This window comes from Streptomyces sp. NBC_00012 (assembly GCF_045040875.1).
Lineage (GTDB): Bacteria > Actinomycetota > Actinomycetes > Streptomycetales > Streptomycetaceae > Streptomyces.
This window is the reverse complement of record NZ_CP108309.1, coordinates 1360694-1374935: the sequence shown is the minus strand read 5'-3', so window position 1 is coordinate 1374935 and position 14242 is coordinate 1360694. Positions and strand designations below refer to the sequence as shown.

Below are 14242 nucleotides of genomic sequence, written 5' to 3'. Positions count from 1 at the left end.
TCCGGGCTACAGCTCCTTGATACGGATGTCGCGGTACGAGACCACGTCCGTGGTGCTGTGGACCTGAAGCCCGATGTAGCCGGAGGCGTACCGCCGGCCGTCGGTGCCCGGGTCGTCGCCGCGCGGCGGCTCGAAGACCTGACCGCCGTTGTTGTCGAACTCGTTCAGCAGGACACCGTTGCGGTAGACCGAGTAGTGCTGGTCCACCACCCGGATCTCGTAGTCGTTCCAGGTGCCCTTGGGGGTGACCCCGGCGCCGGCCAGACCGATCCGGTCGAAGCCGTATACCGAGCCGGTCTTGTACATGTCGCCGTCCGGCCGGTCGAGGATCTGCACCTCATGGCCGTACTTGATGGCGACCCACTCCGGACGTGACTCCTCCGGATTGTCGTGGACGTTCGGGAAGCGGACGAACACACCGCTGTTGGCGTTGCCGGCGCCCGGGGCGTCGTCGCGCCACTGGAGCTTGAGCGAGAAGTCGCCGTACTGCCGGCCCGGGAACCAGAGCATGCCCATGCCGTCGACGGCGGTGGAGCTGGTGATCGTGCCGTCCGGGTTCAGCCCGAACTTCCCGCCGCCGACCTGCTGCCACTTGGCGAAGGACTCCGCCGTGCCGTCGAAGAGCTTCTTGTAGCCCTCGTCCTGGCCCGGCATGCCGATCCCCGACTGCTTGGCCGCCCGGTAGATCTTCTTGTGCTCACGGGCGTCGATCACACCGGCGGCGAGCAGCTTGTCGAGGACACCGTCGACGTGCTTGAGGAACAGCGCGTGCGACGACCAGTCCTTCTCGTCCTCGATCAGCTCATTGATGGTGCAGCGGTTGCCCGTGATGCGGTTGGGGACCCCGGTGTCGACCGTGCCCACGATGACGGTGAGCCGCTCGTCGAACTCCGGGCAGTTCGGCGCCGGTACGCCGCCGCTCTCCGCGACGGTGAACGACACCTGCTTCGCCACGGAGGTGTTGCCGGCCTTGTCCGTGGCCCGGTGGGCGACGGTGTGATAGCCGACGCGGTCGACGATGACGGTGGTGGTGTACGCGAGGTACGGGCCGCCGTCGAGCGAGTACTCGACCTTGTCCACGCCCGATTCGGCGTCGGTCGCGGTGATGGTCACCTTGGCGCTGGTGATGTAGGCGTTGTCGGAGTTCTTGTCGCCCGCCACCTTCGCGGAGGTCTCCGGCGGGGTCTTGTCCTGCGTCGGCGGTGCGACGACGGTGAAGTCGGCCGATTTCTCGGCCGCCGTGTTGCCCGCCCGGTCGGTGGCCCGGTAGCGGACGGTGTGCGTACCGGTCTCGTGCACCATCACGGGCGCGGTGTACGGCTGCCAGGCGCCGTCCGCCCCGACCGCGTACTCGATGGTGTTGACGCCGGACCCGGTGTCGGAGGCGGTCACGGTGACCGTCGCCATGCCCAGGTAGCGCCCCTGGCCGTCCTTCTCGCCGGACACGGTCGCCGAGGTCTCCGGCGGGGTCTTGTCGTCCGTCGGCGGCGCGGCGACCGCGAAGTCGACCGATTTCCCGGCCGCCGTGTTGCCCGCCTTGTCGGTGGCCCGGTAGCGGATCGTGTGCGTACCCACCTCGTTCACCACGACCGGCGCGGTGTACGGCTGCCAGGCTCCGTCCGCCCCCACCGCGTACTCCACGGTGTCCACGCCGGAGCCGTCGTCGGTCGCCGAGACGGTGACCGACGCCTGACCGATGTACGCGCCGTCGGCGTTCTTGTCGCCGTCCACCTTCGCGGAGGTGGACGGCGCCGTGGTGTCCTCGCCGCCGCCGTCCTCGGTGACGACGAGAATGCCCTGCATCGCCTCGTGCCCCGGCATGGTGCAGTGGTAGAAGTACCGGCCGGGGGTGAGCGTGACCTCGGCGGTGTGCTTGCCGCCCTGGTCGTCGCCCGGGTTGGCAAGGATGTTCAGCGTGACGTCGTTGTTGAACTCCGGGTCCGAGACGCTGAAGGTGAGGGTGTGCGGCATCCCGGTGGTGTTGCCGGTCGCCGCGCTGTTCTCGAAGACGATGGTCGCCTTGCCGGCCACCGCGGTCTTCGGGGCGGACAGATAGCGGTCGATGGGGTCGCCCGCGGTCCAGGTGAGGACCTGGTCGGCCGCCGTGTCGGCGGAAGCAGCCGTACGGCCGTACGCCGCCGTCGAGGTCAGCCCCAGCACCATCAGGAACGAACCCAGCAGCGCGAGCCACAACCGGGCCGGACGGTACCGCCTTCGTGAGAGGACCGGACGATGTCTCACCGCACTGCCGCCTTCCTGGCCAGATCGCCGGCGGCCGGGGTCGGACCGCCGCCCTTGTACGTCACACGCCACAGCGCGGACTTGGAGTCCGAGGTGAAGAAGCCGCGCCCGTAGTCCAGGACGTACAGCGAACCGTCCGGGGCGAACTTCCAGTCCATCAGGTTGCGGATGCCGTCCGCCCCGACCGGGATGATCTTCCGCAGGGACTCGGCGTGGGTGGGCAGACCGCCCTTGCCGACCGTCCTCGGGTCGGTGAGCACGGCGTGCCGGGGCTGGGTGTCGTCGTAGAAGTCACCGACGAACCACTTGCCGTCCCAGTAGGAGGGCCACTTGTCGGCGCTGGTGTTCGCCGCGTCGTACCGGTAGACCGGGCCGTTCATCGTGGCCTGGCCACCGCCCTTGAGCCAGGGCAGCAGCTGCTTCTGGTCCTCGATCCTGTAGCTCGGGATGCCCGCGGCGTCGCGCGGGTAGTCCACGCCACCGCCCTGCGGTGAGTACCAGATGGTGTTGGAGGTGACCGGCGGCAGGTTCACCAGGCCGTCGTTGTTCGGCGACTCGTTCTTCGGATGGTCGCAGTCGTACCAGCCGAGCGGCTTGGCGGGGTCGGGCAGATTGCGGTCCCGGTAGGGCTGCTTGTTGCCCATGCAGTACGGCCAGCCGTGGTTGCCCGCCTTCGTGATCGCGGCGAACGTGTCGTACTTGGCCGGGCCCCAGGTGGTGGAGGGCGAGCCCGCGTCGGGGCCGACCCAGCCCGCGTACAGCGTGTCGGTCGACTTGTCGATGGAGATCCGGGCCGGGTTGCGCACACCCATCACATAGATCTCGCCACGCGTCTTGCCACCGCCCTCGTCGGGCTCCTTGCCGGTGAAGAGGTTGCCCTCGGGCAGTGTGTAGGTGCCGTCGTCCTCCGGGTGGATCCGCAGGATCTTCCCGTTGAGGTTGTTCGTGTTGCCCGCGGTGCGGCGGGCGTCGGCGAACGAGACGCCCTTGTAGTTCGGCTGCGGGTTGTTCCCCGAGTAACCGTCGCTGAAGCCGGAGGAGTTGTTGTCACCGGTCGCGATGTACAGATTGCCCTTGGAGTCCCAGGCCATCCCGCCGCCCGCGTGGCAGCAGCTGTGGACCTGGACGGGCCAGTTCAGCAGCACCTTCTCCGAGGACAGATTCAGCTTGTTCGTGGACAGGTCCATGGTGAAGCGGGAGACCTGGCGCACCGCCATCTGCTTGTCGCGGTCCAGCTTCGAGTGCGGGGTGTAGTGCAGGTACACCCAGCCGTTCTTCTCGAAGTCCGGGTCCAGCTCGATGCCGAGCAGCCCCTCCTCGACCTTGACCAGCTCGTCGCCGCCGCCCTTGTTGCCGAAGATCGTCAACTCACCGGCGAGGGTGACCTTCCCGGTCTTCGGGTCGTAGACGTGGATCTGTCCCAGACCCTTGCCGATGTCCGGGTCGTTCCAGTCGGTGACGACCGGCCTGCTGCTGTCGGCACCGCCGCGCCCGATGTACAGCACGCGTCCGTCGGGTGCCGTGACCAGGCCGTGGGGTTCGCCGATCTGATCGTTCTGCCCCGGCTGGTTGGGCCGGGTGACGCGTTCGGCCTTGTAGTTGGAGTCGATCGTCGCCTTGCAGTCGGCCTGCGAGATCCGGGTCGTCCAGTTCAGTGCGCCGCGCAGATGGTCGCGGAAGTCGGTCTCCGCGAAGCTGTCGGCCGTACCGCCCATCGCCGTGTAGAAGGACCGGCCGCCGTCGTAGTCGCGGCACCAGGAGACCGGGTGGTCCCAGCCGTTGGCACTCGCGCCCGGTTTATAGGTGATCTCGCGGACCCGGGCCACGGTGTGCACGTCGCCGGACGGGTTCTTCGTCCAGTTCAGCCACTTGTCGGGTCGCTTCCACTCCAGCGGGAGGTTCTTGGTCGCCGGGTGCTGACGGTCGCCGATCTCGACCGTGGCACGCTGTACGGAGGCCGGGCTGTTCGCCGCCGGACGGGCGCCGACCAGGCCGGTGAACCAGTCCGAGTACGGCTCGGTGCGCGCGGCGTCATGGATGCCGAGGAAGCCGCCGCCGGCCTCCATGTACGCCTCCAGGCCGGCCTCCTGATCCGGGTCGAGGACGTCGCCGCCGCCGGTCAGGAAGACGACGGCGTTGTACTTGCCGAGCTTCTTGCCGTTGGTGAAGACCGCGGGGTCGTCGGTGGCGACCGTCCTGAACCGGCCGGATTCCGGGCCGGTCAGGCCGATCCTCTCGATCGCCGCGATCCCGGCGTCCACCGTCGGGGACTCCTCGGTGGCCGAGGCGTGGAACACCAGCACCTTGACGTCGTCGCCGCCCGGCGGCGACGGCAGGGACAACGTTGTCGCCAGGGAGCCGGGCGGCTCCGGATAAGGCTTGGCCTCGGCCGCGTTGGCGCCGAGCAGGGAAGCGGTCAGTGCGCCGGCCGCGAGGCCCGCCGCGAGTCCGCGTCGCGATCTGGACCTGTGATGTGGTGCGCGCTGCATGTGGTCACCCACCCCTCTTTGGTCACTGCAACAGCGCATGAAGCTAGACCTCTTTTCGTGGTCCGCCAATAGCTATGGCGGCAATTGCACGAACTTTGTCCTGGCTGTGGATAAACAGAGTTCCTCCGGCTACGGTGTGGGCCGTCCGGGGCGAGTCGGCGCTCCAAATTCCTTGGATCGGTGGGGAGTTCGGCATGGACAGAAGGAGCTTCAACCGGCGGATGCTGGTCGGTGGCACAGTGGCGGCCGCGACCGGCCTGACATCGATGTCCCTCGGTTCGATCGAGGCCAGCTCGGCGGAACCCGCGGCGAAGACCGTCCCGGCGGGCGGCGCGGTCCGCCACCTCAAGCTGTACGCCGAGAAGCTGGCGGACGGTCAGCTGGGGTACGGCCTGGAGAAGGGGAAGGCGTCGGTCCCGGGGCCTCTCATCGAGATCAATGAAGGCGACACCCTGCACATCGAGTTCGAGAACACGACGGATGTGGCGGCCAGTCTCCACGCGCACGGCGTCGACTACGACATCGCGAGCGACGGCACCCGGATGAACCGGAGCGTCGTCGAACCGGGCGAGACCCGGACGTACACCTGGCGCACCCATGCCCCCGGCCGGCGCAAGGACGGCACCTGGCAGCCCGGCAGCGCGGGCTACTGGCATTACCACGACCATGTCGTCGGCACGGATCACGGCACCGGTGGTATCCGCAAGGGCCTCTACGGTCCGCTGATCGTCCGGCGCCAGGGCGACATCCTGCCGGACAAGACGATCACGATCGTCTTCAACGACATGACGATCAACAACAAGCCGGCCCACGAGAGCCCGAACTTCGAGGCCACGGTGGGGGACCGGCTCGAAGTCGTCATGATCACGCACGGCGAGTACTACCACACGTTCCACATCCACGGTCATCGCTGGGCGGACAACCGGACCGGGCTGCTCACCGGCCCCGACGACCCGAGCCGGGTCGTCGACACGAAGATCGTCGGCCCGGCGGACTCCTTCGGCTTCCAGATCATCGCGGGCGAACGAGTGGGCGCGGGCGCCTGGATGTACCACTGCCATGTGCAGAGCCACTCCGACATGGGCATGGCCGGACTGCTGCTGGTCGCCAAGCCGGACGGCACCGTGCCGGGGTACGAACCCCACCACATGACGGCCCATGGCACGACCGCCGAGGGCAGAACGGCACCCGAGGACGCACCCGAGGACGCGGCGAAGGGCGCGGCGAAGGGCGCGGCCGCGCACGACTCGGCGGCGCACGGCTCCTGACCCGGCCGGTCCGCAGGGGCCGGCACCGTCGGGGCGTGCACACGTCCTGGCGGCGTCAGCTCTCCGGAACTTCCCGGGCCGCCCCGTCCGCTTCGGCCGGGACGGCCGTCCCCTGCGCCGCGGCGGTCGCGGGCGGGTGGGCCGCTCCGGTCGCCAGGCGCAGCTGTTCCTCCTCGACGATGCGCCTGGCCAGCGCCCCGTCCGACACATCCACGGCGTCCGGCGTCGTCTCGGCGACGTCACTGCGCCGCGCGTACAGGTCGAACAGCCGCTCCTTGCGGGCCAGGATGTCCAGCATCCGTTCGTCGACGCTGTCGGCCGCGAGGAGCCGGTGCACCTGGACGGTCCGTATCTGCCCCATCCGGTGGGCGCGGGCCACCGCCTGGTGCTCCATCGTCGGCTTGATCTGCGGTTCGCAGATGATGACGACCGAGGCCGACTGCATGTTCAGCCCGACTCCGCCCGCCTGGATCTGGCTGAGCAGAACGGCATGACCGTCCACGGCGCCGAAGTCGTCGATCAGCCGCTGGCGGCGGTCGGCCGGCAGGCTCCCCGACAACGGGCCGAACACGGGCGGGTCCAGAGCCTGCCCGACGGTGTGGAGGACCTCGCGGAAGTAGGAGAACACCACGACCTTCAGGCCGTTCTCCGCGGCCTCGGCGACCAGCTCGCGCAGCCGGTTCAGCTTCGCGGACGTGGCGGGCCTGGCGTACGCCGCCCGGCGCATCCGCATGAACTGCCCGGCGCCCACCGCCTCGCGGTAGGCATCGAGATCGCCGGGGCTGAACTCCTCCCACTCGTCGACCTGTACCAGCGCCGGGAGTTCGGTCAGCACATCCACCTGGTTGCGCCGCAGATAGGCCGGGGCGACCGCCCTGCGGAAGGCGAGCGAGCCGGCGGCGCCATGGGTGGTGTGTATCGAGGGGGCCAGCTCCGGCTGGAGGTGACGGACCAGGCTGCGGAACTCCTCGACGCGGTTCTCCATGGGCGTACCGGTCAGGAACAGCACCCGTTCGGTGTGCCGCGTCCAGCCGGACACCGCCCGGGAACGGCGGGTGGCGGGGTTCTTGACGTAGTGGGCCTCGTCGACCACCAGCATGCCGGGCCGGGTACCGCAGTCCGCGGCGGCCGGAAGGGTGTGCAGGGCGTCGTACGTGGTGAGGGCGACCCCGCCGCCGCGCCGCCATTCGTCGAAGGCGGACTGCCGCTCGGGACCGTGCACCGGCAGGGTGCGCAGGGTGGAGCGGGCGCGGATCTCACGCGCCCAGTTGATCAGCACGCTCGCCGGGCAGACCACCAGGAAGTGTGTCTCGCCACGCGCCGACAGGTGCGCGAGCGCGGCGATGGCCTGCACGGTCTTGCCGAGCCCCATCTCGTCACCGAGGATCACCCGCTTCTGCGCGAGCGCGAACCGCGCGCCGAAGGACTGGTAGCCGCGCAGCGAGACGCGCAGATGGGCGTCGTCCAGCCGCAGACCGCGCACCCGGTCCGCCATTCCGGAGGGCAGGAACCCCTCGGCCGCGTCCCGGTCCGGCCCGGTGCCGGACATCTCGGCGAGCAGGCTGTAGTACTCCGCGGACCGCAGCTCGAAATCCACCCAGGCCGCGACGTCCGACTCCGCGCCCCGCAGCAGATCGACGCAGACCTGCCCGAACAGCAGGGGCAGCTCGCGCTCGTCCGCCTCGGCGACGGCTGTCCGCACCTCGGTGACGGCCTCCAGCGCCCGGGAACGGGCCTGGCGCCGGGTGAACACCATGCGCAGCCGTCCCCGCGCCGGACCCGCGTCGGCCAGCAGGGGTTCCAGGCGCCCGGCCAGCCGGCCCGCCGCGTCCACCGCCCGCCGGACGTCCGGACCGGCCTCGACCAGCCGGTGCAGTGCGACGACCAGCGCGGTCGTGGCGTCGTCCGGGGCGTCCACGTCTATCCGGACCGCGACCGTGTCCCGCACCGCGTGGGCGATCTGTCCGGCCGCGGCCAGCACCTGGTCGGCGGTCTGCGCGCCGACGCCGGGGATCTGGCGCAGCTCGTAGCGGTTGGCCTCGTGGACCTGGCCGACGGTGGCGAAACCGGCCTGCTCGACGGCGCCGAGCCGCAGCCTGCCCTCCGTGACGTCCTTGAGCCTGGAGGCCGGGATGGCGGCGAGCTCCCGGCGGACGAGGGAGTCGAGCAGCGGCTTCAGCGTGGTGTGCACGGCTTCGACGGCGCGGGTGTGATCGGCCAGTACGGTGCGTGCGCTCTCCAGCAGCCGTTCGGCCCGCGTCAGCAGCTCACGGGCGGCTCTGCCCGTGGGCGCCCCGTCCTCCGCCGGTCCGGCCTGTGTCATGTACGTCCCTCTGTCCGCGCAGCCCGGCTGCCGTCCCGCCCGGCACCTGCCCGGACGATTCCTATCGTGCCACGCGGCACCGACAGGCCCGGCTGGTCAGGGCGCGGGCGGCCGGCGCTCGGCCGGGGAGAGCAGCAGGATCTCCAGGGCCCGTGCGCAGGAGCGGGCCTGCGTCAGGAACCAGCCGGTGCGCGCGTCCGTGATCACGGACGGGGTGGCCCGCACGGCCAGGGCGAAGCGGGCATGACCGGTGCCGTCCAGGACCGGGACCGCCAGGGTCCGCACCCCGTGCGCCGACTCGCCGTCGTTGAGCGCGTAGGCGTCGGACCGGACCCTTGCCAACTCGGCCTCCAGCGCCGCCGGTTCGACGATCGTCCGGTCGGTGAACGCGGGCAGCGGAGGAAGTGCGGAAGGTCCGCCCTCGCCCGGCCGGGCCCAGGCCAGCAGGACCTTGCCGAGCGCCGTGGAGTGCAGCGGTCTGCGCAGGCCCACCTTCGGCGTCACCGAACCGCCCGCCACGATCACCGCATGGGGACCGCTGCGCAGCGCCAGGTCGGCCGTGGCGCCGGTGCGCTCGGCGAGATCGGTCAGCTCGGGCGCGGCCAGATGCAGACCCCGCTGGTGGTAGGAGAGCCTGCCCAGCTCGGTCACGGCGGGGCCCAGCCGGTAGCGGGACGTACGGGCGTCCTGTTCCAGGAAGCCCGCGCCGAGCAGGGTGCGGGCCAGGCGGTGCGCCGTGGAGGCGGAGAGACCGAGGCGGCGGGCGAGGTCGGAGGCGCTGAGGTCGGGGCCGTTGTCGTGGAAGCAGTGCAGCACGTCCAGGGCGCGCTGCACGGCCTGCGCGCCGCCGGGCGCACGCACTGCCGCGGCCTCGGTCATATCGGTTCACTCTCCGCTCGTGAGGGGTCGAGGGTCATGTGATTGCCACATTACGGGAGTTGAAGATCAGGGAAACCACCTGGTGAAACACTGTGTTCACACTGAATCCCACATCATGGGAAGCGAGTTGTGGGACGGCCCCGGTGCGTGGCAGTCTGCGTCGCGTCATCACCGACGAGCAGAAGGGAGCAGTGCCATGGCCGACCGCCGAACCGCGAGTCCGGCCCACGCCGCTCCGGTCCTGCTCGCCCTGACGCTGCGCCGTCACATCGATCTGGCGCGGGTCACCAGCGCTGCCTGTCGCTGACCCCCTCCCCCTCGCGTCTCCCGCTCTCCCTCCGCCGCGCCCCGGCGCGGCCGGGGCCCTCGGCCGTACCCGGTGTCCGCATCCCGGCGTACGCGCCACGACACACCCGCCGCTTCGCCGACCCCTCGGGAAGACCCCATGACGCATGCCGTCCCGCCCCGGACGCTCTGGTTCACCCGCTGTCCCGTACCCACCGCGACCGGCATCGCCGCCGACCGCCGGTGGCTCACCGAGGAGTTCGCCCCCGACGGCATCACGGTGCGGTCCCTCCAGGACGCGGCACCCGGCGCCGACCCGGCCGCCCACTTCACCCACGCCCTGCCGGGCCTGTTCCGCGAAGGCGGCAACGTGCCCGCCCTGTGGGCCCGTTCACGCGGGGAGCGGACCCGGCTGATCGGTCTCACCTGGATCGAGGAGCGGCAGGCCGTACTGGTCCGTCCTGGCTCCGGGATCCGGGGCGTCGAGGCCCTGCGCGGACTGCGGCTCGCCGTGCCCGCGCACGACATCGCCATCGACTTCTGGCGGGCCATGGCTCTGCGTGGCTTCGACGGCGCGCTGGCCGCGGCCGGACTCGGCCCGGACGACGCCACGTTCGTCGACGTACCCGCCGCCGGACACCGGGGCCAGTGGGCCGCCGAGCTGGCGGCGCTGCGGCGCGGTGACGTCGACGCCGTGTACGTGAAGGGCGCGCCGGCCGTCGAGGCCGCCCGGCGGGCGGGCGTGGAGGTCGCCGTCGAACTCGACGAGCTGGCCGACCGCCGGTTCCGCGTCAACAACGGCACCCCGCGCCCCATCACCGTCCACCAGCAACTCCTCGACGAACACCCCGGCCTCGTCGACCGCTTTCTCGCCGTCCTGCTCAGGGCCGCCGACTGGGCCACCGATCAGCCCGCCGAGGTCGCCCGGATCCTCGGCGCCGAGACCGGCGCGGGCGCCGAAGGCGTTGCCGGGGCCTACCGGCCGGGCACCCATCTCACCCTCTGCCCCGATCTCGCCCCGGACCGCCTGACCCTGCTCGCCGAGCAGGAGGCCGGGCTGCGCGCCCACGGGTTCTTGCCCGAACCCGTCGACATTGCGGCCTGGGCCGACCCCGAGCCGCTGCGCCGCGCCACCGAACTGGCCGCCTCCCACGCCCCCCACCGAGCCTTCGCCCCCTGAGCTGTGAGGACCCCCGACATCATGAGAATTCCCCGACCACTGCGCACGGCCGTCGCCCCCGCGCTCCTCACGGCCACCGCACTCCTCGCCCTGACCGCCTGCGGTTCGTCCGCGGCCGACAGCGGTTCCGGCGCCGGGGACCTGGTCGAGATCCGCATCCCCGACCCCGGCAACTCCGGTGTGCTCGCCCTCGGCAAGAAGGACGGCAGCCTCGACGAGGCGCTCGCGAAGGCCGGTGCCAAGGTGCGCTGGACCGGCAGCGCAGGACCGTTCGCCCCGGCCGCCCAGGCGATGAACGCCGACCAGCTCGACATCGCCACCGGCTCCATCACCTCCGGCATCACCTCGCTCGCCCAGCGCCCCGGCTTCAAGTTCTTCACCGCGGTCGACCCCGACACCGCCGGCGAGGGCATCCTCGTCAAGAACGGTTCCGGAATCGGATCGGTCGCCGACCTGGTCGGCAGGAAGGTCGCAGTCAACCAGGGCGGCACCGGCGAGTACCTGCTGCTCAAGGCACTCGCCAAGGCCGGCATCCCCGCCGGCAAGGTCAAGCGCGTCTATCTGCGGCCCGACCAGACGGCCGCCGTCTTCAACGCGGGCAAGGTCGATGCCTGGGCGGTGTGGGCGACCTACGCCGTGGCCGAGATCGGCAGCGGCAAGGCGCACTTCGTCGCCGACGGTGCCGCGATCGGCTCGGACAACTACAGCCTCAACGCCGTGCGCACCGGCTTCGCCGAGCAGCACCCCGGAATCGTCGAGGCGCTCTACCGGTACCTCCACGACGCCAGCGCCGAGGAGAAGCGGAACCCGGCCGCCTACCTCAATGTCTTCACGGACGTCGGGCCGACCGCCGTCACCGGGAAGGCGAAGGAAGTCCAGATCGGATTCGCCCGCAAGGCAGGCACGGTCGACCCCATCGGAGCCGAGGACATCGAACGCTTCGAGGACGTCGCCGGCTTCTACGCCGAGCAGAAGGTCACCACGGACAAGGTCGACGTCGCCGCCCACCTCCTCGACATCGAGAAGCTGAAATGAGCGACACCGTCCCGCACCCGGGCCTCGTCCGGCCCCGCCCCCAGCGGCGCAGGGCCCGCAGCCGCACCTACTCCGCCACCGTCCGCACACTCGGCCCGCTCGCCCTCCTCGTCCTGTGGTGGGCGGCATCCGCCACCGGCCTCCTCACCCCCGACGTACTCGCCTCGCCCGCCGAAGTCCTGCGTGCCGTAGGGGAGCTGTGGGGCAACGGGCAGCTGCCCGACGCACTCACCACCTCCCTCACCCGCTCCGGACTCGGCCTCCTGATCGGACTCGCCGCCGGACTGGTCCTCGGCATCACCACCGGATTTACCCGCCTCGGTGACGAACTCCTCGACTCCTCCGTCCAGACCCTGCGCACCATCCCGTTCCTCTCCCTGGTGCCCCTGTTCATGGTCTGGTTCGGGATCAACGAGACCGCGAAGATCCTCCTCATCGCCGTCGCCACCACCTTCCCGATGTACGTGTCGACATCGAGCGGAGTGCGCGACACCGACCCGAAACTCATCGAGGCGATGCGCAGCTTCGGCATGGGCCGGTTCGCCCTCGTACGCGAAGTCGTTCTCCCCGGAGCCCTGCCGTCGCTGCTCGCCGGGCTGCGGCTCTCCATGACGCTCAGCGTCATCGCCCTGATCGCCGCCGAGGAGATCAACGCCACGGCCGGCATCGGCTATCTGATGTCCCAGGCGCAGAGCTACGCCCGCACCGACATCCTCGCCGTCTGCATCCTCGTCTACGGGCTGCTCGGACTCACCGCCGACATCGTCGTACGGCTGCTGGAGCGCCTGCTGATGCCCTGGCGCACCGCACCACAGGGAGCCACCCGATGACCGACCACGACCCTCGACCGGCCGTACGGGTACGGGAACTGCGGCGCGTCTTCGGTGACCGCGCCGTGCTCGACGGACTCCGGCTCGACATCGCACGGGGCGAGTTCGTCGCCCTGCTCGGCGCGAGCGGCAGCGGCAAGACGACCCTGCTGCGCATCCTGGGCGCACTCGACGGAGCCGACGGGGGAGAGGTACTCGTCCCCGAGGCCCGCACCGTCGTCTTCCAGGAACCCCGCCTCGTCCCGTCGAAGAAGGTCCTCGCCAATGTGACCGTGGCCCTGCCGCGCGGCCGCTCCGGACACGGGCTGCGGGCGCTGGCCGAGGTCGGCCTCGAACGGCACGCCGACGCCTGGCCCGCCACCCTCTCCGGCGGCGAGGCACAGCGCGTCGCCCTCGCCCGCGCCCTGGTCCGCGAACCCGAACTGCTCCTGCTCGACGAGCCGTTCGCCGCGCTCGACGCCCTGACCCGGCTCAGGATGCAGGACCTGGTGGGGGAGCTGTGCCGCAAGCACCGGCCCGCCGTGCTCCTCGTCACCCACGACGTGGACGAGGCCGTACGGCTCGCCGACCGGGTGGCCGTACTGCGCGACGGCCGGCTGATCACCGACGTACCGGTCGACGTCGACCGGCCGCGCGACCCCGGCGACCCCGCCTTCGGAGCCCTGCGCCGGCGCCTGCTCGGCGACCTCGGCGTCGGGACGGCCCCGCACTCCGGGACAGAACCGCACTCCGGGACAGAACCGCGCCCAGATCCGAATCAGCAGCCCGCAACAGCCCCCGAACGTACCGAAGTCGGAGTGATCTGAATGGCCATCACCATTGGTGTGCACAGCAGCAACCCGTCCCTCTACCACCTGTACCACCTCTCCCGGCTCGGCCTCGCCCAGGAGGAACTGGCCCCGCTCGGCGAGAGCGTCGTCTTCCACCCGTACACCGACGGTGTCCGCACCGGCGAACTCCTCAGCCGAGGTGTCATCGACTTCGGCGGCACCGGCTCCACCCCGCCGGTCACCGCCCAGGCCGCAGGCCACGACATCGTCTACACCGCCGTCTCCGCCCCGCGCCCCGAACACGGCGCACTCCTCGTCCCCGAGGACAGCACCGTGCAGACGGTCGCCGACCTCAGGGGCACCACCGTCCACCTCGCGATCGGTTCCTGGCAGACCCACCTCATCGCCAAGGCGCTCGACGACGCCGGGCTCTCCTACGCCGACGACATCACCGCGCTGCGCAGCACCGACGACAGCGAGGAACTGCTGCGCACCGGCGCCATCGCCGCCTGGGTGGCCCAGGGCGCCCAGCTCGCCGCCGCCCGCCGCACCGGCGGACTGCGCACCCTGATCCGCACCGGCGACGTCATCACCGACCGCTCCGTCTTCTTCACCCGCCGGGACCTGGCCGAGGGCCGCCCCGAGATCATCGAGGCGCTCACCCGGGCTCTCCGGCGGGCCGACGACTGGGCGGCGGCCCACCCCCGTCAGGCGGCCGAGATCGCCGCCGCCGACCTCGGCGGAAGCGCCGACGACTGGGAGACCGCGCTGCGTACCCTGCCGTGGAGGATCGAGCCGGTCAGCGACGCCTTCGTCGCCGAGCAGCAGGAAGCGGCCGACATCTTCCACCGCATCGGATTCATCGACCGACCGGTCACCGTCGCCCACGCCCTCGCAGGTGCCGGTGAAGGCGTCGGTGCCGGCGCGGACCGGGCGGTGTGA

The 14242-nt window shown here is 70.9% G+C and carries 11 protein-coding genes; 7 read left to right on the top strand and 4 right to left on the bottom strand.

Annotation, left to right across the window (positions count from 1 at the left end; translation table 11 throughout):
* Positions 1-6 precede the first annotated feature (6 nt).
* Together OHA19_RS06480 and OHA19_RS06475 are read right to left on the bottom strand one after the other, a co-directional pair.
* Positions 7-2241 carry an OmpL47-type beta-barrel domain-containing protein gene (locus OHA19_RS06480; protein WP_405718892.1) on the bottom strand — a complete coding sequence of 745 codons (2235 nt, stop codon included), beginning with the start codon at positions 2239-2241 and terminating at the stop codon, positions 7-9.
* Entirely contained in the window at positions 2238-4730 is a 2493-nt protein-coding gene (locus OHA19_RS06475) for a ThuA domain-containing protein (protein WP_405749642.1), read from the bottom strand. The genes OHA19_RS06480 and OHA19_RS06475 overlap by 4 nt, the downstream gene beginning before the upstream one ends.
* Before the next feature lie 194 nt (positions 4731-4924).
* On the opposite strand from OHA19_RS06475, the gene OHA19_RS06470 reads away from it, so the two are divergent.
* Positions 4925-5998, top strand: coding sequence for a multicopper oxidase domain-containing protein (locus tag OHA19_RS06470; RefSeq protein ID WP_405749640.1), 1074 nt, complete (start codon positions 4925-4927; stop codon positions 5996-5998).
* A gap of 55 nt (positions 5999-6053) precedes the next feature.
* Here OHA19_RS06470 and OHA19_RS06465 read toward each other — a convergent pair whose 3' ends face one another.
* On the bottom strand, positions 6054-8321 hold the full coding sequence (locus OHA19_RS06465; RefSeq protein ID WP_405718900.1) for a DEAD/DEAH box helicase: 2268 nt from the start codon (positions 8319-8321) through the stop codon (positions 6054-6056).
* 96 nt (positions 8322-8417) lie between these two features.
* Positions 8418-9200 (bottom strand): IclR family transcriptional regulator, encoded by a 783-nt coding sequence (locus OHA19_RS06460; protein WP_405718902.1) that lies wholly within the window; start codon positions 9198-9200, stop codon positions 8418-8420.
* A 196-nt stretch (positions 9201-9396) separates the two neighbouring features.
* On the opposite strand from OHA19_RS06460, the gene OHA19_RS06455 reads away from it, so the two are divergent.
* From OHA19_RS06455 to OHA19_RS06430, 6 genes are all read left to right on the top strand, one after another.
* A complete protein-coding gene (locus OHA19_RS06455; protein WP_405718904.1) occupies positions 9397-9507 on the top strand; it encodes a putative leader peptide in 111 nt (36 codons plus the stop codon).
* 138 nt (positions 9508-9645) lie between these two features.
* Positions 9646-10665 (top strand): ABC transporter substrate-binding protein, encoded by a 1020-nt coding sequence (locus OHA19_RS06450; protein ID WP_405749638.1) that lies wholly within the window; start codon positions 9646-9648, stop codon positions 10663-10665.
* A gap of 21 nt (positions 10666-10686) precedes the next feature.
* Positions 10687-11700 carry an NrtA/SsuA/CpmA family ABC transporter substrate-binding protein gene (locus OHA19_RS06445; protein ID WP_405749637.1) on the top strand — a complete coding sequence of 338 codons (1014 nt, stop codon included), beginning with the start codon at positions 10687-10689 and terminating at the stop codon, positions 11698-11700.
* Entirely contained in the window at positions 11697-12530 is an 834-nt protein-coding gene (locus OHA19_RS06440) for an ABC transporter permease (RefSeq protein WP_405718912.1), read from the top strand. The genes OHA19_RS06445 and OHA19_RS06440 overlap by 4 nt, the downstream gene beginning before the upstream one ends.
* On the top strand, positions 12527-13336 hold the full coding sequence (locus OHA19_RS06435) for an ABC transporter ATP-binding protein (RefSeq protein WP_405718915.1): 810 nt from the start codon (positions 12527-12529) through the stop codon (positions 13334-13336). Before OHA19_RS06440 ends, OHA19_RS06435 begins: the two co-directional genes overlap by 4 nt.
* Positions 13337-14242 (top strand): ABC transporter substrate-binding protein, encoded by a 906-nt coding sequence (locus OHA19_RS06430; protein ID WP_405718918.1) that lies wholly within the window; start codon positions 13337-13339, stop codon positions 14240-14242.